Annotated in this window: 20 protein-coding genes; 19 read left to right on the forward strand and 1 reads right to left on the reverse strand. The window is 59.3% G+C overall.

What is annotated here, in order from left to right:
- Positions 1-2: 2 nt before the first annotated feature.
- The 11 genes from lpxD (at position 3) to RAE19_RS15945 (ending at position 11252) form a co-directional block, all read left to right on the forward strand.
- Positions 3-986, forward strand: a complete 984-nt coding sequence (gene lpxD / locus RAE19_RS15895) for a UDP-3-O-(3-hydroxymyristoyl)glucosamine N-acyltransferase (RefSeq protein WP_430962549.1) — start codon at positions 3-5, stop codon at positions 984-986.
- A complete protein-coding gene (gene fabZ / locus RAE19_RS15900) occupies positions 983-1423 on the forward strand; it encodes a 3-hydroxyacyl-ACP dehydratase FabZ (protein ID WP_313875795.1) in 441 nt (146 codons plus the stop codon). Before lpxD ends, fabZ begins: the two co-directional genes overlap by 4 nt.
- Positions 1424-1432: 9 nt before the next feature.
- Positions 1433-2227: an acyl-ACP--UDP-N-acetylglucosamine O-acyltransferase gene (gene lpxA / locus RAE19_RS15905; protein ID WP_313875796.1), complete on the forward strand. Its 795-nt coding sequence runs from the start codon at positions 1433-1435 to the stop codon at positions 2225-2227.
- Between the two features lie 22 nt (positions 2228-2249).
- Positions 2250-3425 (forward strand): lipid-A-disaccharide synthase, encoded by a 1176-nt coding sequence (lpxB, locus tag RAE19_RS15910; protein WP_313875797.1) that lies wholly within the window; start codon positions 2250-2252, stop codon positions 3423-3425.
- A gap of 55 nt (positions 3426-3480) precedes the next feature.
- Positions 3481-4032: a ribonuclease HII gene (gene rnhB / locus RAE19_RS15915; RefSeq protein ID WP_313876257.1), complete on the forward strand. Its 552-nt coding sequence runs from the start codon at positions 3481-3483 to the stop codon at positions 4030-4032.
- A 6-nt stretch (positions 4033-4038) separates the two neighbouring features.
- Positions 4039-4809 carry a TrmH family RNA methyltransferase gene (locus tag RAE19_RS15920; protein WP_313875798.1) on the forward strand — a complete coding sequence of 257 codons (771 nt, stop codon included), beginning with the start codon at positions 4039-4041 and terminating at the stop codon, positions 4807-4809.
- 181 nt (positions 4810-4990) lie between these two features.
- Entirely contained in the window at positions 4991-6160 is a 1170-nt protein-coding gene (gene carA / locus RAE19_RS15925) for a glutamine-hydrolyzing carbamoyl-phosphate synthase small subunit (protein ID WP_313875799.1), read from the forward strand.
- Between the two features lie 5 nt (positions 6161-6165).
- Positions 6166-6834, forward strand: a complete 669-nt coding sequence (gene leuE / locus RAE19_RS15930; RefSeq protein WP_313875800.1) for a leucine efflux protein LeuE — start codon at positions 6166-6168, stop codon at positions 6832-6834.
- A gap of 51 nt (positions 6835-6885) precedes the next feature.
- Entirely contained in the window at positions 6886-10140 is a 3255-nt protein-coding gene (carB, locus tag RAE19_RS15935) for a carbamoyl-phosphate synthase large subunit (protein WP_313875801.1), read from the forward strand.
- 195 nt (positions 10141-10335) lie between these two features.
- Positions 10336-10812 (forward strand): transcription elongation factor GreA, encoded by a 477-nt coding sequence (gene greA, locus RAE19_RS15940; RefSeq protein ID WP_313875802.1) that lies wholly within the window; start codon positions 10336-10338, stop codon positions 10810-10812.
- Positions 10812-11252, forward strand: a complete 441-nt coding sequence (locus tag RAE19_RS15945; protein WP_313875803.1) for a DUF4149 domain-containing protein — start codon at positions 10812-10814, stop codon at positions 11250-11252. The genes greA and RAE19_RS15945 overlap by 1 nt, the downstream gene beginning before the upstream one ends.
- A gap of 45 nt (positions 11253-11297) precedes the next feature.
- Here RAE19_RS15945 and RAE19_RS15950 read toward each other — a convergent pair whose 3' ends face one another.
- Positions 11298-11771, reverse strand: a complete 474-nt coding sequence (locus RAE19_RS15950; protein ID WP_313875804.1) for a YhbY family RNA-binding protein — start codon at positions 11769-11771, stop codon at positions 11298-11300.
- An 18-nt stretch (positions 11772-11789) separates the two neighbouring features.
- On the opposite strand from RAE19_RS15950, the gene RAE19_RS15955 reads away from it, so the two are divergent.
- The 8 genes from RAE19_RS15955 (at position 11790) to RAE19_RS15990 (ending at position 18575) form a co-directional block, all read left to right on the forward strand.
- Positions 11790-12476, forward strand: a complete 687-nt coding sequence (locus RAE19_RS15955) for an RlmE family RNA methyltransferase (RefSeq protein ID WP_313876258.1) — start codon at positions 11790-11792, stop codon at positions 12474-12476.
- 132 nt (positions 12477-12608) lie between these two features.
- Positions 12609-14519 carry an ATP-dependent zinc metalloprotease FtsH gene (gene ftsH / locus RAE19_RS15960; protein WP_313875805.1) on the forward strand — a complete coding sequence of 637 codons (1911 nt, stop codon included), beginning with the start codon at positions 12609-12611 and terminating at the stop codon, positions 14517-14519.
- Positions 14520-14585: 66 nt separating this feature from the next.
- Complete coding sequence (gene folP / locus RAE19_RS15965) at positions 14586-15491, forward strand: dihydropteroate synthase (protein ID WP_313875806.1); 906 nt, start codon at positions 14586-14588, stop codon at positions 15489-15491.
- An 81-nt stretch (positions 15492-15572) separates the two neighbouring features.
- Entirely contained in the window at positions 15573-16904 is a 1332-nt protein-coding gene (gene glmM, locus RAE19_RS15970; protein ID WP_313875807.1) for a phosphoglucosamine mutase, read from the forward strand.
- 4 nt (positions 16905-16908) lie between these two features.
- A complete protein-coding gene (locus RAE19_RS15975; protein WP_313875808.1) occupies positions 16909-17409 on the forward strand; it encodes a GNAT family N-acetyltransferase in 501 nt (166 codons plus the stop codon).
- 32 nt (positions 17410-17441) lie between these two features.
- Entirely contained in the window at positions 17442-17717 is a 276-nt protein-coding gene (locus RAE19_RS15980; RefSeq protein WP_313875809.1) for a hypothetical protein, read from the forward strand.
- Positions 17718-17880: 163 nt separating this feature from the next.
- Positions 17881-18183: a hypothetical protein gene (locus RAE19_RS15985; RefSeq protein ID WP_313875810.1), complete on the forward strand. Its 303-nt coding sequence runs from the start codon at positions 17881-17883 to the stop codon at positions 18181-18183.
- The gene (locus tag RAE19_RS15990) at positions 18180-18575 is read left to right on the forward strand and encodes a hypothetical protein (RefSeq protein ID WP_313875811.1); all 396 of its coding nucleotides are present in this window, start codon (positions 18180-18182) and stop codon (positions 18573-18575) included. The genes RAE19_RS15985 and RAE19_RS15990 overlap by 4 nt, the downstream gene beginning before the upstream one ends.
- Positions 18576-18614 lie beyond the last annotated feature (39 nt).

An 18614-nucleotide genomic window follows, 5' to 3' on the forward strand; every position in this document is an offset into this window, starting at 1 on the left:
ATGTGAGTTCCCATTCGCTTTCCTCCTTGGTATTGAACCTTGGTGGAGAGCTTATCGGTCCAGGCGATGTCATGATTTCAGGCCTTGCGCCTCTGGAATCAGCCACGGCGCAAGACATCAGCTTTCTCAGTAATCCGAAATACCAGCAACAGCTGTCTCTGAGTCGGGCAGGCTGCGTGATCGTGAGCCCGGCCATGGCGGCAGACGGCGCTCGTCGCGGCCCCTGCATCGTCACGCCCAATCCTTATCTGTATTTCGCGCGATTGACGCAGCTTTGGCGGCAGCTAACAGCGCGCCCCATCGGTAACGAGCCCCTGGTTCACCCCAGCGCAGTGGTGCACCCAGAGGCCCATATCGCGGCAACAGCCCGCATCGGCCCTTTGTGCGTCATCGAGGCGGGTGCTCGTGTTGGCGAACACACAATACTGAAGTCACGCGTCACGGTGGGCGAGGATTGCCAGATTGGTGATCGTTGTATCGTGCATTCGGGCGTGGTTATCGGTGCTGATGGTTTTGGCTTTGCTCCTGATGGTGCTCGCTGGGAAAAAATTGAGCAGTTGGGCGCCGTCAGAATTGGCAATGATGTCGAGATCGGTGCCAACACCTGCATCGACCGTGGTGCCTTGCAAGACACGGTGATTGAGGATGGGGTCAAGCTGGACAACCTGATTCAGATTGGCCACAACGTCCGCATCGGCGCACACACGGCTATGGCGGGTTGCGTTGGCGTTGCCGGATCTGCCACTATCGGCTCGGGCTGCACGGTGGGTGGGGGGGCGATCATCCTCGGCCATCTGTCTTTGGCCCCAGGCGTGCATGTTTCGGCAGCCACTGTAGTGAGCAAGTCGATACACAAGCCGGGCCAGTACACGGGGATATTCCCGCTGGACGAAAACGCCAATTGGGAGCGCAATGCGGCTTCATTGAAGCAATTGCACAGCCTGCGCGATCGAATTAAAACCTTGGAAAAAGAGAAGAAGCCATGATGGATATCCATAAAATTTTGAAGCAATTGCCGCACCGCTACCCATTTTTGTTGGTAGATCGCGTGCTCGAGTTGGACAAAGGCAAAACCATCAAGGCGCTGAAGAACGTCACGATCAACGAGCCGTTTTTTGAGGGGCATTTCCCTCACCGCCCCGTGATGCCGGGTGTGTTGATGTTGGAAGCACTGGCCCAAGCGGCCGCCTTGCTGGCTTTCGATGCGCTGGATACTTCTCCTAACGACCAGATGGTCTACTACTTCGCAGGGATCGACGGCGCACGCTTCAAGCGCCCGGTGGAGCCGGGCGACCAGCTCACGCTCAACGTGGAAATGCTGCGTATGAAAGCCGGAATCTTTAAATTCAAAGCCAGTGCCATGGTCGGGGATGAGTTGGCCTGCGAGGCCGAGTTGACCTGCGCCATGCGCGCCATCAGCTAAGGGCCTGACGTGTCAAACGTACATCCCACCGCCATCGTTTCGCCCGGTGCTGAGCTCGACAGCTCGGTCACCGTTGGTCCATACACTGTGATCGGCCCACATGTGCGCATTGGTGCTGGCACGACGGTCGGTCCGCATTGCGTGATCGAGGGGCACACCACGATCGGTCAAGACAACCGGATCTTTCAATTCAACTCTTTGGGCGCGATCCCGCAAGACAAGAAATATGCGGGTGAGCCTTGCGAACTGGTGATTGGTGACCGCAACACGATCCGCGAGTTCTGCACCTTCAATATCGGTTCGCCGGGCGATGCCGGTGTGACCCGCGTGGGCAATGACAACTGGATCATGGCTTATGTGCACCTTGCACACGACTGTGTAGTGGGCAATCACGTCATCTTCGCCAACAACTCCCAGTTGGCAGGTCATGTGCACGTGGAGGATTGGGTCATTCTCGGTGGGTTTACCGTGGTCCACCAGTTCGTGCGTTTGGGCGCGCACAGCATGAGCGCTATGTGCTCGTTGTTGTTTGCCGATTTGCCGCCGTTCGTTATGTGCCAAGGGCAACCGGCCGCTGCGCGGTCGATGAACTTTGAAGGTTTGCGCCGCCGGGGGTGGACCCCGGAGCGTATCTCGGGCATCAAAGCGATCCACAAAGCGCTCTACCGCGATGACCTCACGCTGGAGCAAGCCAAGGAACGCATTGCGCTCATGGCCGCAGAACGCCCTGAAACAGCTCCGGACGTCGCCATGATGAACACCTTCCTCGCTGGTGTGTCCGCTCAGCGCGGTATCGTGCGCTGAGCGCGTTTTTTGCTGGATGGCCATGGCGAGGAGTACTTCCCCCGGTTCAGAGCCATCCCTTGCGCTCGTTGCGGGCGAGGCTTCCGGCGATCTGCTGGCGGGCTTGCTGCTTGCCGGCATGCGTGCGCGCTGGCCTGGCGCCACGTCGGGCGGAATCGGCGGCCCGCAGATGGCCAAGCAAGGCTTCGACGCCTGGTGGCCGCACCACAAGTTGGCGGTACACGGATTCAGCTGGGAGTTGCTGCGGCGCTACCGCGAGATCGTGGGGATTCGTGCAGCCTTGGGTGATCGATTGCTGGCGGACAAGCCGGATGTATTCATCGGTGTCGATGCCCCCGATTTCAACCTGGCCCTCGAAGCCCGGCTCAAACAGCACGGTGTCAAAACGGTGCATTTCGTTTGTCCCTCGATCTGGGCCTGGCGGCCGGAGCGGGTGGAAAAGCTCCGCCAGAGCACAGACCATGTGCTGTGCATCTTTCCTTTCGAGCCTGCACTGTTGGCGTCGCACGGCATAGCGTCTACCTATGTGGGGCACCCGCTGGCGAACGTCATTCCTATGGAGCCTGACAAAGCCGCCGCACGACACGCTTTGGGCTTGCAGCCGGAAGATGAGGTGGTGGCTATCTTGCCGGGTAGCCGCCAATCCGAGATCCGACACCTCGCCTTGCGATTCTTTAAGGCTGCAGCCCTCATGCTGAATGCGCGAGCTGCTATTAAATTTATAGTGCCTGCCGTGCCCGGCTTGTTGCCCGAAATCACCGCTATTGCAGAGCGCAGCGGAATCGGCAGCCGCTTGCAGTTGTTGACTGGTCAGAGCCACACGGCCTTGGCTGCATGCGACGTCACCTTGATTGCCAGTGGTACCGCTACCCTGGAGGCCGCTCTGTTCAAGCGGCCCATGGTGATCGGCTACCACATGTCCTGGTTGTCGTGGCAAATCATGCGGCGCAAACGCCTGCAGCCGTGGGTAGGCCTGCCCAACATTTTGTGCCGGGATTTCGTGGTGCCAGAGCTCCTGCAAGACGACGCAACCCCGGCTGCATTGGCTCAGGCCACGCTCCAGTGGCTGGACGCGGCGCGCAGCGAGCCTGCCAAAATCGCGGCCCTTCAATCCACTTTCCGCACGCTGCACACTGATTTGCGGCGTGACACCGCCACTCTTGCGACCGATGCCATCGAAAAAGTCCTCCAAAGCTAAAGCTGCTGTGCCCGGCGTGCAGCAAGTGGCCTTCAGTTGGGACCTGCCCGGGCTCATGGCTGGTGTGGATGAGGCCGGCCGTGGTCCGCTGGCTGGGCCTGTGGTCGCCGCGGCGGTCATTCTGGATGACTTGCGTCCGATCGCCGGGTTGAATGACTCCAAAAAACTGACCGCAGCGCGTCGCGAAAAGCTGTTTGACGAAATCCGCGCCAAGGCGCTGTGCTGCTCGATTGCACAGGCCTCCGTCGAGGAGATTGATGAAATCAATATCCTCCAAGCCACCTTGCTGGCCATGCGCCGTGCGGTGGAGGGCTTGCGCTTGAAGCCTGCCAAAGTGCTGGTCGACGGCAATCGCTTGCCGGTCCTTGACGTGTTGGCTGAGGCAATCGTCAAGGGGGATGCAACCGTGCCTGCGATTTCAGCCGCCTCCATCCTCGCCAAGGTGACCCGTGACCGCTGGTGCGCTGAGCTGGACGCTCAGTATCCCCAGTACGGTTTCGCCGCCCACAAAGGCTACGGGACTGCGGTGCATCTTGCCGCCCTTGAGGCCCATGGTGCGTGTCCCGCGCACCGTAAAACTTTTGCGCCGGTCACCCGGGTGCTGTAAATCGCTATGACCGAACCTGTATTCATCAGCTCCCGTGAGAACGCACTTCTTAAAGAATTGCGCAAACTCAGCACCGACAACACCGCCTATCGCAAAGCCGGGCGATTCTGGATCGAGGGAGACCACCTGTGCGGAGCCGCCTTGACCCGTGGTGTGCAGCCTGCAGTGTTGGTGGCTTCTGAGTCATTTTGGCCTCTAGCGCCCGTCGAATATGCGCGAGCAGCTATCAAAATCGTAGTGATTCCGGATGGGTTGTTCCGCGAGATCAGTGGCTTGGAGTCGCCAGCCCGTGTTGGCTTTGTGGTCGATTTGCCGGCCGCTGCCGCCATAGACCCCGATGCTGCCACCGTGATCCTCGACCGGGTGCAAGACGCGGGGAATGTCGGCTCTATCTTGCGGAGCGCGGGCGCATTCGGCTTTCGCCAAGTGTTGGCGCTCAAAGGGGCGGCCGCTTTATGGAGCCCCAAAGTTTTGCGCGCTGGCATGGGTGCGCATTTCGGACTCCAATTGCACGAAGGCTTGGAACTGGCAGACCTGGATGCCCTGCGTGTGCCGTTGGTGGTGACCAGTTCACACCAAGGGGATTTGGTGCAGCGCCTTGATTTGCCGCATCCCTGCGCCTGGGCCATGGGGCATGAAGGGCAGGGCGTTTCGGAGGCCCTGATGGCGCGCGCCACCGTCTTTGCCCGCATTGGCCAGCCGGGGGGCGAGGAGTCTCTCAATGTGGCCGCAGCAGCAGCCATTTGCCTGCATGCCAGCAGTTTGAAGCTTGCCTGAAACTGAATTCGGGTTTGCCCTCGGTTATAATCAGAGGCTTTCCAGAAAACAGCCGTCCCAAGCGCAACTCTGCACATTCCCTCGTAAAAAGCATCCGCAAGGACTCACCTCCTGCGCGGCACCCGCCAAGAGCCTGTCTTGAGCGCGTTTGGGCGTACCCGTAAAACATTCGGAGAAACCAGTGCTTTTGTCTCTCAAGGGAACTACCCCACCCGCCATCCTGGCGCTCGCAGACGGCACGGTCTATATTGGCAATTCCATTGGGGCCGCAGGCTCCACGGTCGGCGAGGTTGTGTTCAACACCTCCATGACCGGCTATCAGGAAATCCTCACGGATCCTAGCTACTGCCAGCAGATCGTCACCCTCACTTACCCCCACATCGGCAACTACGGTGTCAACCCCGAAGACGTGGAGTCCCACAAAGTCTTTGCTGCCGGTTTGATCATCAAAGACCTGCCCTTGGTAGCAAGCAATTTCCGTAAAACCCAAACGCTGACCGAGTACTTGGTAGCTGAGGGCACGGTGGCGATTGCCAATATCGATACCCGTCAGTTGACCCGCCAGCTGCGCACCCAAGGTGCGCAAAACGGCTGCATCTTGGCACTGGCAGCCGGCGAGTCGGTCACCAAAGAGGCGATCGAAAGAGCCGTCGCTGCGGCCAAAGGTGCGCCCAGCATGGCTGGCCTGGATTTGGCCAAAGTGGTCTCCAGCCAAGAGAGCTATGGCTGGACCGAAGCCGAGTGGACGCTGGGCCAAGGCTATGGCCAGCAAACCGCTCCCAAGTTCCATGTGGTGGCCTACGACTTTGGCGTCAAGAAAAACATCCTGCGCATGTTGGCCCAGCGGGGTTGCAAGGTCACGGTCGTGCCGGCGCAAACGCCAGCAGCCGATGTGCTCAAGCTCAACCCCAACGGTATTTTCCTGTCCAACGGCCCCGGTGACCCGGAGCCTTGCGATTACGCCATTGCAGCAGCCAAAGAGTTGATCGAAACCGGCACACCGACCTTCGGTATTTGCCTAGGCCACCAGATCATGGCGCTGGCCTCGGGTGCCAAGACCTTCAAGATGAAGTTCGGTCACCACGGTGCCAACCATCCGGTCAAAGACCTCGACAGCGGGCAAGTCTCTATCACCAGTCAAAACCACGGTTTTGCGGTGGATGAAAAAACCTTGCCTGCCAACCTGCGTGCCACGCACGTCAGTTTGTTTGACGGAACCTTGCAAGGCCTAGAGCGCACCGATAAACCAGCGTTTTGCTTCCAAGGGCACCCTGAAGCCTCTCCAGGTCCGCACGATATCGGGTACCTGTTTGACCGCTTCATTCGCGAGATGGAAAAGAAAGCAGCCTAAGCACCATGAGCTTCTACGGCGTGACTGACCTCTGGACCTATGTGGTGGGCGCTTTGGGCATCATTTTGTTGCCCGGGCCTAACTCATTGTTCGTCTTGTCAGTCGCGACCGTGCGGGGCGTCAAAGCCGGCTACCAGGGCGCCATGGGCGTATTTGTGGGTGACACCATATTGCTGTTGCTCACGGCGCTTGGCGCTGCTGGTTTGTTGCGTACTTATCCCGCGCTGTTCATGGTGGTGAAATACGCCGGTGCCGCGTATCTCACCTGGGTCGGGGTGAACCTGGTGATCGCCGCAATCCGCAAGTGGCGCAGCCACCAGCCGATGCAAGCGGCCGCAGATGGTGCTGTGGCAGAGGCCGCGGCCCATTTGCAGCAGCCTTTCAAGCGCGCGCTGGTTATCAGCCTGCTGAATCCCAAGGCGATTCTTTTTCTGCTGTCGTTTTTTGTGCAGTTCATTGACCCCGCCTACGAAACGCCTGCAGTGCCTTTCTTGATTTTGAGCGCCATCATTATGGTGTTCAGTGCTGTGTATCTTTCTGCCCTGATTTTTGCAGGTGCCCGACTGGCCCAGGGTTTCAGCCGCCGCAAGCGTCTGAGTGCCACCCTGTCCAGTGCCGTGGGCGGCCTGTTCGTCTGGTTCGGTGCCAAGCTGGCGACAGCCAGCCTGAACTGAATCCGATTGATTTGATTAAAAACTAAAAAGCCCTAAAGCTAAGAGTCCACCATGCCAAAACGTACCGACATTAAAAGCATTCTCATCATCGGCGCCGGCCCCATCATCATCGGGCAGGCCTGTGAGTTCGACTACTCCGGCGTGCAAGCGTGCAAAGCTTTGCGTGAAGAGGGCTACAAAGTCATTCTGATCAACAGCAACCCCGCGACGATCATGACCGACCCTGCCACCGCCGATGTGACCTACATCGAGCCCATCACATGGCAAACGGTCGAAAAAATCATCGCCAAGGAAAAGCCTGACGCGATTCTGCCCACCATGGGTGGCCAGACTGCGCTGAACTGCGCGCTGGACCTGTGGCACCACGGCGTGTTGGACAAGTACAAGGTCGAGCTGATCGGTGCAACGCCCGAGGCCATCGACAAGGCGGAAGACCGCTTGAAGTTCAAGGACGCCATGACCAAGATCGGTCTGGGCTCCGCGCGCTCCGGTATCGCCCACAGCATGGACGAGGCGTGGGCGGTGCAAAAGACGCTGGGCTTCCCCACCGTTATTCGCCCCAGCTTCACTTTGGGCGGTACTGGCGGCGGTATCGCCTACAACTCCGAGGAGTTCGAAACCATTTGCAAGCGCGGCTTGGAAGCCTCGCCCACCAATGAGCTGCTGATCGAAGAATCGCTTTTGGGCTGGAAAGAGTACGAGATGGAAGTGGTGCGCGACAAGGCGGACAACTGCATCATCGTGTGCTCGATCGAAAACTTGGACCCCATGGGCGTGCATACCGGTGATTCCATCACTGTGGCGCCTGCACAGACCTTGACCGATAAGGAATACCAGATTCTGCGGAACGCCTCTTTGGCGGTGCTGCGTGAAATCGGTGTGGACACTGGCGGCTCTAACGTGCAGTTCTCCATCAACCCGGTCGACGGCCGCATGGTGGTGATCGAGATGAACCCGCGCGTGTCTCGCTCTTCCGCTTTGGCTTCCAAAGCCACAGGCTTCCCGATTGCCAAGGTCGCAGCCAAGCTGGCCGTGGGCTTCACCCTCGACGAGTTGCGCAACGACATCACCGGTGGTGCTACCCCCGCGTCCTTCGAGCCCTCCATCGATTACGTGGTCACCAAGATTCCGCGTTTCGCGTTTGAAAAATTCCCTGCAGCCGACAGCCGCCTGACCACCCAAATGAAGTCGGTGGGCGAGGTGATGGCCATGGGCCGTACTTTCCAAGAGTCCTTCCAGAAAGCCCTGCGCGGCCTGGAAGTGGGCGTGGACGGCATGAACGAAAAAACCCAGGACCGCGAAGTGCTGGAAAAAGAGCTGGGCGAGCCCGGCCCCGAGCGCATCTGGTACGTGGGTGACGCTTTCGCCCAGGGTATGAGCGTGGACGAGGTGTTTGCGCTGACCAAGATCGACCCCTGGTTCTTGGTGCAGATCGAACAGATCGTGAAGCTCGAGCTCGAGATCGAGCGCCTGCCTCAGCCCGCTAGCGGCTCTGCGCTGGACAAGATCGATGCGCCTACGCTGCGCGCATTGAAGCAAAAAGGTTTCTCGGACCGCCGCCTGGCACGCCAGTTCAAGACCACCGACAAGGCCGTGCGTGAGAAGCGACGTGCTTTGGGTGTGCGCCCGGTCTACAAGCGCGTGGACACTTGCGCCGCCGAATTTGCGACCAACACGGCTTACATGTATTCCACCTACGAGGCTGATGGCTCCGAGTGCGAAGCTGCGCCTACCGATAAGAAAAAGATCATGGTGCTGGGCGGTGGCCCCAACCGTATCGGCCAGGGTATTGAATTCGACTACTGCTGCGTACACGCCGCCTTGGCCATGCGCGAAGACGGCTACGAGACCATCATGGTCAACTGCAACCCCGAAACCGTGTCCACCGACTACGACACCTCTGACCGCCTGTACTTCGAACCCTTGACGCTTGAAGACGTGCTGGAAATCGTGGACAAAGAAAAGCCGGTCGGCGTGATCGTGCAGTACGGTGGCCAGACGCCCCTGAAGTTGGCGCTCGACCTCGAGGCCAACGGCGTGCCCATCATTGGCACCACGCCTGACATGATTGATGCGGCGGAAGACCGTGAGCGCTTCCAGAAACTGTTGCACGCCCTGAACCTGCGTCAGCCGCCGAACGCGACCGCCCGCACAGAGCCCGAAGCGCTGGAAAAGGCCGCTGCCTTGGGTTACCCCCTCGTAGTGCGCCCCAGCTATGTGTTGGGTGGCCGTGCGATGGAAATCGTGCACGAGCAGCGCGACCTGGAGCGCTACATGCGCGAGGCCGTCAAGGTCAGCAACGACAGTCCTGTGCTGCTGGACCGCTTCTTGAACGATGCGATCGAGTGCGATGTGGACTGCATCCGCGATAACACCGGTGCGACATTCATTGGTGGTGTGATGGAGCACATTGAGCAAGCCGGCGTGCACAGCGGTGACTCTGCTTGCTCGCTGCCACCTTTCAGTCTGCATGCGGACACGGTCGCCGAAATCAAGCGTCAAACCAAGGCCATGGCGGGTGCTTTGAATGTAGTCGGATTGATGAATGTGCAGTTTGCCATCCAAAACGTGGACGGCAAAGACGTGATCTACGTGCTGGAAGTGAACCCCCGTGCCAGCCGGACCGTGCCGTTTGTTTCCAAGGCGACTGGCATTCAGTTGGCCAAGGTTGCCGCGCGTTGCATGGCAGGCCAGTCCTTGGCAAGCCAAGGCATCAGCAAGGAAGTGACCCCGCCTTACTTCAGCGTCAAAGAAGCGGTGTTCCCCTTCGTGAAGTTCCCCGGTGTGGACACCATCCTCGGACCTGAGATGAAGTCTACGGGTGAAGTCATGGGCGTGGGCAAGACCTTTGGCGAAGCTTTTGTGAAGAGTCAACTCGGCGCAGGCGCCAAGCTCCCACGCGGCGGCAAGGCGTTTATCTCGGTAAAGCAAGCGGACAAGCCCCGTGCGGTGGAAGTCGCACGCAAGCTGGTCGGCCTGGGCTTTGAAGTGGTGGCTACCAAGGGCACTGCCGCGGCTATCAACGCAGCGGGTGTGGCCTGCGGCGTGGTGAACAAGGTCACCGAAGGTCGCCCGCACATTGTGGACACCATCAAAAACGAAGAGATTTCGATGGTGGTGAACACCGTGGAAGAGCGCCGCAATGCAATTGCAGACTCCCGCCTGATCCGCACCTCCGCATTGCTGGCCCGTGTTACCACGTACACCACGATTGCCGGTGCAGAAGCAGCCGTCGAAGGCATGAAGTACCTCGACAGCCTGGGTGTGATTTCTGTGCAGGAGATGCACGCAGAACTCCTGGCTTGAAGCGCTTGTTTGAGCGCCGGGCCGCCCCAAGCTAAAACGCGGCCCCCATCGTTGGGGGGCAGCGACCCGCTTAGCGGCGGAGCGTGGGGGGCCAATAACTTGGCATAATCGTGCCAACCGCAAAGGACAGTGCCGCGCGCAAGCGCCGCACTGTCCTTGTACTTTGAGGCTCTGTAAAACCTAGCTAGAGACACCATGGCAACCTATCCCATTACCAAGCGCGGCGCTGAAATGCTCAAAGCCGAACTGCACAAGCTGAAAACCGTAGAGCGTCCTTCGGTGATCCAAGCCATCGCTGAGGCCCGTGCTCAAGGCGATTTGAGCGAGAACGCCGACTACGACGCTGCCAAAGAGCGCCAGGGCTTTATTGAAGGTCGTATCCAGGAAGTGGAGGGCAAGCTGTCCGCCGCGCAGGTGATTGACCCCGCATCGATCCAGGCGGATGGTCGTGTCGTTTTCGGTGCGACCGTGAAGTTGGAAGATGAAGAAAGTGGCCAGCAGGTCAAGTACCAGATCGTCGGTGAAGACGAAGCAGACCTCAAACAAGGCTTGATCAACATCAGCAGCCCTATTGCCCGTGCCTTGATCGGCAAAGAGGTGGGTGACACCGCTGTGGTACTCGCCCCTGGTGGTGAGCGTGCCTACGAGGTCGTGGCCGTCGACTACATCTGATGCGGCAACTCCCTGTCTGGTTGTCGGCTGCGTGGGCCATGAGCCTGAGCATGTTGGGCTTGCTGGTCGTGCCCATGCTATTTGTGCACTTGCCCACTCCCGCCATGGCCGGGCAAATGGCAGCCAAGTTGTTCAGCGCCCAGACATGGATCTCCGTGGCCTGTGGTGCGATGTTGCTGATTGCATTTCGGTCAAATCGGCGCCTGGTGCCCGTGGAGTTTGCTCAGGCTGCTACGCTTTTTGTAGTGGGCGGCGCTCTCTTGGCACTCATGGTCGAACTGGCCATTGCCCCGCGCATCGTCGCGCGGGAGAACCTTGCCCTGTGGCACCGCTTGGGTACCGGCCTGTTTGTGGTCCAGTGGATTTGCGCCTTGGTAGTCTTGCGCCAAATGGTCTCTGCACTGTCGAGCAGCAGCGATACACCGGACGCGCAGACATAAAAAAACCGGAGCTTGAGGCTCCGGTTGTCAGTTTTTCTTTCGGTATCAGGTCTGGCTGCGTTTTTTGACGCTGGTCTTTGGCTTCGGCTTGGCGCGCTTGATATTGCCGCCGGGCGTGAGGCGCTGGTTGCCCAGAACGCGCAAGGTTTTCACTTCGGGGCGGGTGCCGGGACGGCCGAACTTCAACACCTTGAAGTCGCGGGGGCCGGGCATGCGGTCTTCGTCAACGGCTTTTTCCTTGGCGGCCTTGGGGCGCCAGAGCACCAGCAATTTGCCGATGTGCTGGATGGGTGCAGCATTTAGCTCATCCGCCAGGGCTTTGAACATCTCGTCGCGGGCTACGCGGTCGTCCGAGAACACGCGGACTTTGATCAGTCCGTGGGCATTCAGGGCGGCGTCGATTTCTTTTTTTACGTTGGCAGTCAGGCCATCGCCACCGACCATAACAACAGGGTCAAGGTGGTGGGCTTCAGCGCGGTGATCTTTGCGCTGAGCGGGTGTCAATTGGATTTGAGGCATGTGGGTATTATCAACGCAATGAAAACGCAGAGCAAAAGTAACAAGCCCGATAACAAGGCCGGCAACAAAAAGGTCAATAAAGCGTGGTTACACGACCATATTAACGACCCCTATGTGAAATTGGCCAACAAAGAGGGCTACCGCGCGCGCGCTGCCTACAAGCTCAAAGAGATTGATGAAACCCTGCACTTGGTCAAACCGGGGCAGTTGGTGGTGGATTTGGGGTGCACCCCCGGTGCCTGGAGCCAGTACCTACGGCGGCGCATGTCCCCTCAGGGGGCGGCGGCAGGGGCCCTGAACGGCACCTTGATCGGCCTGGACCTGCTGCCCATGGAGCCGATTGAAGGGGTGACCTTTATTCAAGGCGATTTCCGGGAGGCCGAAACTTTGACGCAACTGGAGGCCGCGCTGGGCGGGCACAAGGCGGATCTGGTGGTCTCGGACATGGCGCCCAACCTGTCGGGCATTTCATCTGCAGACGCAGCCCGCATTGAGTACCTCGTTGAACTGGCCATCGAATTTGCCCAAAACCACATGAAACCCCAAGGCGCACTCGTCGCCAAAGTGTTCCATGGCGGGAGCTACAACGCCGTGGTGCAAAAGTTCAAGGAGGCCTTTGTCACTGTGAAGCCCTTGAAACCCAAAGCATCAAGGGACCGGTCTTCTGAAACCTTCCTGATTGGGATGGGCCTGAAGGGCTTTTGAGACTTAGTTGATCAAACCCATGCTATTTCTATGGATGTCCGCAAGCAAAAAAGTATGCGACATCCTTGAAAGGCCTAAAATGGTTGCCATGTATGCGGGGCAAGGGCCCTCGCGTCCTGAATGGAGCTTCGCTTGAATAATCAGTGGTTTTCTAAAGTTGCAGTTTGGTTGGTGATCGCCTTGGTGCTGTTCACCGTGTTCAAGCAATTTGATTCGCGCGCCTCTGCGTCTGGCATGGTCGGCTATTCCGACTTCCTGGAGCAGGTCCGCAACAACCAGATCAAAAGCGCCATCATCCAAGAGGGGCAGGGCGGTACAGAAATTCTGGCCATCACCTCTGATGACCGCAAAGTCCGCACGACAGCGACTTATCTCGATCGCGGCCTAGTTGGCGATCTGATCGCCAACAACGTCAAATTCGATGTCAAGCCCCGCGAAGAAGGCTCCTTGCTCATGACTTTGCTGGTCAGCTGGGGCCCTATGTTGCTGTTGATCGGCGTGTGGGTGTACTTCATGCGCCAAATGCAGGGCGGCGGCAAGGGCGGAGCGTTCAGCTTCGGCAAGAGCAAAGCCCGTTTGCTCGACGAGAACACCAACACCGTGACCTTTGCCGATGTGGCGGGTTGTGATGAAGCCAAAGAAGAAGTGAAGGAAGTGGTTGACTTCTTGAAGGACCCCAGCAAGTTTCAAAAGCTCGGTGGCCGTATTCCCCGTGGTTTGCTGCTGGTGGGCCCTCCCGGTACCGGTAAAACGCTGTTAGCCAAGTCGATTGCCGGCGAAGCCAAGGTGCCGTTCTTCAGTATCTCCGGTTCTGACTTTGTCGAAATGTTTGTGGGCGTGGGTGCATCTCGGGTGCGCGACATGTTCGAAAACGCCAAAAAGAACGCGCCATGCATCATCTTTATTGATGAAATTGACGCCGTCGGCCGCCAACGTGGTGCCGGCTTGGGCGGTGGCAATGACGAGCGCGAGCAAACTCTGAACCAGATGCTGGTGGAGATGGACGGCTTTGAGACCAATGTCGGCGTGATCGTGGTGGCCGCTACCAACCGCCCTGACATTCTGGACGCCGCTTTGCTGCGCCCCGGCCGTTTCGACCGTCAGGTCTACGTGACACTGCCCGATATCCGTGGCCGTGAACAGATCCTGAACGTGCACATGCGTAAAGTGCCCTTGGGCCAGGACGTGAGTGCCAGCGTGATCGCCCGTGGCACTCCCGGCATGAGTGGTGCCGATCTGGCAAACCTGTGCAACGAAGCAGCCCTGATGGCAGCTCGCCGCAATGCGCGCTTGGTCGACATGCAGGACTTCGAGAAGGCCAAGGACAAGATCATCATGGGGCCTGAGCGCAAGTCCATGGTCATGCCCGAGGAAGAGCGCAAGAACACGGCCTACCACGAAGCCGGCCACGCACTGATCGGCAAAATGCTGCCCAAGTGCGATCCGGTGCACAAAGTGACCATCATTCCCCGTGGCCGTGCTTTGGGTGTGACCATGAGCCTGCCTTCACAAGACCGCTACTCGTATGACAGCGAGTTCATGCTGAATCAAATTAGCATGCTGTTCGGTGGCCGTATCGCAGAAGAAGTGTTCATGAATCAAATGACCACCGGCGCGTCGAACGACTTTGAGCGCGCTACCTCGATCGCCCGTGACATGGTGACCCGCTACGGTATGACCGACGCCCTGGGCCCTATGGTGTATGCCGAGAACGAAGGCGAAGTCTTCTTGGGTCGCAGCGTAACCAAGACCACCAGCATGAGCGAGCAAACCATGCAAAAGGTGGACTCTGAGGTGCGCCGCATCATCGACCAGCAATACACCCTGGCACGCAAGCTGATTGAAGACAACCAAGACAAGATGCATGCGATGGCCAAGGCCTTGCTGGAGTGGGAAACCATCGACAGCGACCAGCTGGACGACATCATGGCCGGCCGCGAGCCCCGTCCACCGAAGGACTGGACCCCTCGCACGCCGCCCAACAGCGGCGGTGGCGGTGGTGCGGCAGCAGTTGCTGCAGAACCAGCGCCAAACGCGGCGTAACTAAATCGCGTTTGTGTGAAAAACAGGGCCCTCGGGCCCTGTTTTCATTGGGGATAATGGTGTTCTATGCATTGGCAGACCTCCCGCTTTTCGATTGACCTCAGCCGTCCCCGTGTCATGGGGATTGTCAACGTCACTCCGGATTCGTTTTCGGATGGTGGTCAGCATGCCACCAGCTCTGCAGCCATGGCGCACTGCGAAGCGTTGCTCCGGGAAGGGGCGGATATTCTCGATATCGGCGGCGAGTCCACCCGCCCGGGCGCGCCACCGGTGAGCTTGGAGGAAGAGCTTGCCCGGGTATTGCCGGTCATCCGCCATGCAGTGACTTTGGGTGTGCCGGTGTCGGTGGATACCTACAAGCCAGCGGTGATGCAGGCAGCGTTGGACTTGGGTGCAGACATCATCAACGATGTGTGGGCTTTGCGTTGGCGTGGCGACACGAGCGGCAAGACCGGACAAGACGTGGTGGTGGCTCACCCGAACTGCGGGGTGTGCCTGATGCACATGCACCGTGATCCGCAGACCATGCAGTCGGCGCCGATGGTGGGTGATGTCGTTCCCCAGGTGCTCTCATTTTTGCAGCAGCTCGCGCATGATTTAAAAGGGCTGGGAGTCGATTCGACGCGGATTTGTCTCGACCCGGGCATAGGCTTCGGCAAGACAGTAGCCCAGAATTTTTCACTGCTCGCACGCCAGGCGGAGGCCGTGCCACAGGGCTATGCGGTGTTGGCGGGTTGGTCGCGCAAATCGTCCCTCGTAGCAGTGACCCAAACTGCTTCGCCGCACGGGGCGGGGCTCGGTATCGAACAGCGCCTTGCACCTAGCGTGACGGCGGCGGTGCTGGCAGTCCAAAACGGCGCGCATGTGGTGCGGGTGCATGATGTGCGCGAGACCATCAGCGGACTCCGGGTGCTGGCTGCCATGCAGGCAGAGCAGGTTCCTCAGGCGCCAGCCCGGGACCTCGGCAGCTAGTCCGTTCATTTTTCACTGGCATTCCTCACTGGGGTTTGCCGGTGGCTGATTCATCAAATACAAAACCAACAGAAAGAACCTATGGGAAGAAGATATTTCGGCACTGACGGCATTCGCGGCACAGTGGGTCAAGCGCCCATTACCCCCGACTTCGTGTTGCGCCTCGCGCATGCAGTGGGCCATGTGCTAAAAGAAACCGAGGCGCGCCCCACGGTGCTCATCGGCAAGGACACCCGGATTTCCGGCTACATGCTGGAAAGTGCCCTGGAAAGTGGCTTTAACTCAGCAGGGGTCGACGTGGTGCTGCTGGGCCCGCTGCCCACCCCGGGGGTGGCCTACCTGACCCGCGCCCAGCGCGCGTCCTTGGGAGTTGTTATCAGCGCCAGCCACAACCCGTTTGCAGACAACGGCATCAAGTTCTTCAACGCCAAAGGCAGCAAGTTGCCCGACGCTTGGGAGCTTGCTGTTGAGGCGGAACTCGAGAAACCCCCGGTGTGGGTGGACTCCGCCAGTCTGGGCAAAACCCGCCGCTTGGAAGACGCTGCCGGCCGCTACATCGAGTTTTGCAAAAGCACCTTTGCCAACGACCTGACCCTGAAGGGCATGAAGCTCGTGGTCGATGCCGCACACGGCGCGGCATATCACATTGCACCCAAGGTGTTTCACGAGTTGGGCGCTGAAGTCATTGCGATCGGCTGCACGCCCGATGGCCTGAACATCAACAAAGGTGTGGGCGCCACCCACCCCGAAGCGCTGGTGAAGGCGGTCCAAGAGCACAAGGCCGACTTCGGCATCGCGCTGGACGGCGACGCTGACCGCCTGCAACTGGTGGATGCCGATGGCCGCCTCTACAACGGGGACGAGCTGCTGTACCTGATGGCCGATGACCGCTTGGGCCGTGACGAGCATGTGCCCGGCGTGGTCGGTACCCTGATGACCAACATGGCGGTGGAAGTCGCCCTCAAGTCCCGCGGCGTGCAGTTTGTGCGTGCCAAGGTGGGCGACCGTTACGTGCTCGAAGAGCTGGAAAAGCACAAGTGGATCTTGGGCGGTGAAGGCTCGGGACACCTGCTGGCGCTGGACAAGCACACCACCGGCGATGGCTTGGTGTCTGCCCTGCAGGTACTGCAAGCCTGTGTCCGCAGCGGCAAAACCATGGCCGAGCTGTTGGCCGGCGTCACGCTGTTTCCGCAGACCCTGATCAATGTGCGTTTGACGCCTGGCCAGGATTGGAAGAGCAACACCCGCATGGCCGATGAAACCAAGGCCGCCGAAGCTGCACTGGGCGACAGCGGCCGCGTGCTCATCCGCGCCAGCGGCACTGAGCCTTTGGTGCGCGTGATGGTGGAAGCCCGCGATGCCACCATGGCGCAAAGCTGCGCGCAGCGCATTGCCGACACTTTGAAAGTCTGAGGCGATGAGCACAGCCCTTCGAGTGACGCAGGCGGACTACGCCAACCCGGTGCATGCGGCCGCCTTGGTCATGCTGCTGGACGCCTATGCCAGCGACCCCATGGGCGGTGGCGAGCCCTTGAGCGACTTTGCCAAAGCGCACTTGGTGTCCTCGCTGGCCGCGCGCCCGCAGGCCTACAGCGTGCTGGCGTTTGCCTCTGCAGACGACTCGGTCCCCGTGGGTTTGGTGAATTGCATCGAAGGTTTTTCCACCTTCAAGTGCAAACCGCTGGTCAATGTGCACGATGTGGCGGTGCTGGCGGGTTACCGCGGCCAGCGCATCGGTGAACAGATGTTGGCCTTGGCCGAGACCATCGCTCGCGAGCGCGGCGCCTGCAAGCTCACGCTGGAAGTGCTGTCGGGCAACACCGGCGCCGAAAAGTTGTATCGCCGCGTGGGTTTTGCCTACTACGAACTGGACCCCGCCATGGGGCAGGCCGGCTTCATGCAAAAGTGGCTGGACTGAGCAGCCAAGCGCTGAATTGACGAGGGCTCCCCATGTTCAAAATCTACTGGACCGACACCGAAGGTCAATCCCACGGTGCAGAAACCGCAGACCTGGTGCACGCCCTGCAAATCACCAAAGAAAAGCGGGATGCCGGCTACACCTTTGTGACCATGGCCAGCGAGAACCCGCAGAACGTGGGCAAGCAGGGCGTGGACGCCGTGGTGGACGGCAAAACCCCGGACGGCCAGGACTACGACTGGTCCAAAGCCGGTCGCGCGGGCAAGCCTCGCAGGGGTGACAAGGTCATCACGAACAAAGACCACTGACGGAGTATCAAACTTGCGGGCTGAGCGTGTCACGATTCATGAGGTCGTTCGAGTCACCAAAGACGCATTTCGTTTTAGTCGTTGGACGTACATTTCTTTCAAGCTGTCAGATGGACGTTTGCACAACTGGGTAGTGCCAGGGTGGCAAGAGGTGTATTCCGGTATGACGGTCATCGCCTTCCTCGAACGGCCCCTGAAAGCACAAGGGTCCAACACAGTTCTTGGTTGGCGGGACTCTCGCGACGGGACACTGGTTTTTTCACCGGTACGAATCGCTGACTATGTGAGTCTTGCTTTTGCTTTTTTCGCCTCTTTGGTTTTCTATCGCCTCTACTTGGACTATCCAAATAATTCCAGCCTGTCTTCACCGTGGCTCGCCATTGCATTTGGTGCCATGGGTGTTTGGGCATGTCACACCATCGTGCGCAAGCTTCAAGTCATTTCGCACTTGAGGCGACTCGAATGAGTTTTATGAACCTGCTGTTTGCCCTTTACACCCTCGCCAGCCTCACGCACTTCGCGCACAACGCGGAATACATCGCCTTCTATCCCGGCTTGCCGGTGTGGATGACGCGGGAGTCGGTGTACCTGGCCTGGTTGGCAGTAGCTGCGGTGGGTGGCCTGTCCTTGATTGCCAGCCGGCTGGGCTGGTCTCGGTGGGCAGCTGTTCTATTGGTTGCCTATGGCTTGCTGGGCGTAGACGGCCTGCTGCACTACACCCTGGGCCTTTGCTCGGAGCACACGCTGGCAACTAACCTCACGATCTGGGCGGAAGTGCTGCTCGGGGTGACACTGGCTTGTGCGGCAGCGCTGCGTTTGAAGCGGCTGGGTTTCCGCAAGGTGGCTGCCAATTTTTGAGTAAGAACTCCCTCTAGCGCTCGTGGAATATGCGCGAGC

It is taken from the genome of Rhodoferax potami (genome assembly GCF_032193805.1).
Classification (GTDB): domain Bacteria; phylum Pseudomonadota; class Gammaproteobacteria; order Burkholderiales; family Burkholderiaceae_C; genus Allorhodoferax; species Allorhodoferax potami_A.

Excerpts from the sequence above, each read along its gene's own strand:
- fabZ (WP_313875795.1), top strand. The coding sequence starts at position 983 with ATGATGGATATCCATAAAATTTTGAAGCAATTGCCGCACCGCTACCCA.
- lpxB (WP_313875797.1), top strand. The coding sequence starts at position 2,250 with ATGGCGAGGAGTACTTCCCCCGGTTCAGAGCCATCCCTTGCGCTCGTT.
- rnhB (WP_313876257.1), top strand. The coding sequence starts at position 3,481 with ATGGCTGGTGTGGATGAGGCCGGCCGTGGTCCGCTGGCTGGGCCTGTG.
- RAE19_RS15920 (WP_313875798.1), top strand. The coding sequence starts at position 4,039 with ATGACCGAACCTGTATTCATCAGCTCCCGTGAGAACGCACTTCTTAAA.
- leuE (WP_313875800.1), top strand. The coding sequence starts at position 6,166 with ATGAGCTTCTACGGCGTGACTGACCTCTGGACCTATGTGGTGGGCGCT.
- carB (WP_313875801.1), top strand. The coding sequence starts at position 6,886 with ATGCCAAAACGTACCGACATTAAAAGCATTCTCATCATCGGCGCCGGC.
- greA (WP_313875802.1), top strand. The coding sequence starts at position 10,336 with ATGGCAACCTATCCCATTACCAAGCGCGGCGCTGAAATGCTCAAAGCC.
- RAE19_RS15945 (WP_313875803.1), top strand. The coding sequence starts at position 10,812 with ATGCGGCAACTCCCTGTCTGGTTGTCGGCTGCGTGGGCCATGAGCCTG.
- RAE19_RS15950 (WP_313875804.1), bottom strand. The coding sequence starts at position 11,771 with ATGCCTCAAATCCAATTGACACCCGCTCAGCGCAAAGATCACCGCGCT.
- RAE19_RS15955 (WP_313876258.1), top strand. The coding sequence starts at position 11,790 with ATGAAAACGCAGAGCAAAAGTAACAAGCCCGATAACAAGGCCGGCAAC.
- folP (WP_313875806.1), top strand. The coding sequence starts at position 14,586 with ATGCATTGGCAGACCTCCCGCTTTTCGATTGACCTCAGCCGTCCCCGT.
- glmM (WP_313875807.1), top strand. The coding sequence starts at position 15,573 with ATGGGAAGAAGATATTTCGGCACTGACGGCATTCGCGGCACAGTGGGT.
- RAE19_RS15975 (WP_313875808.1), top strand. The coding sequence starts at position 16,909 with ATGAGCACAGCCCTTCGAGTGACGCAGGCGGACTACGCCAACCCGGTG.
- RAE19_RS15980 (WP_313875809.1), top strand. The coding sequence starts at position 17,442 with ATGTTCAAAATCTACTGGACCGACACCGAAGGTCAATCCCACGGTGCA.
- RAE19_RS15985 (WP_313875810.1), top strand. The coding sequence starts at position 17,881 with ATGACGGTCATCGCCTTCCTCGAACGGCCCCTGAAAGCACAAGGGTCC.
- RAE19_RS15990 (WP_313875811.1), top strand. The coding sequence starts at position 18,180 with ATGAGTTTTATGAACCTGCTGTTTGCCCTTTACACCCTCGCCAGCCTC.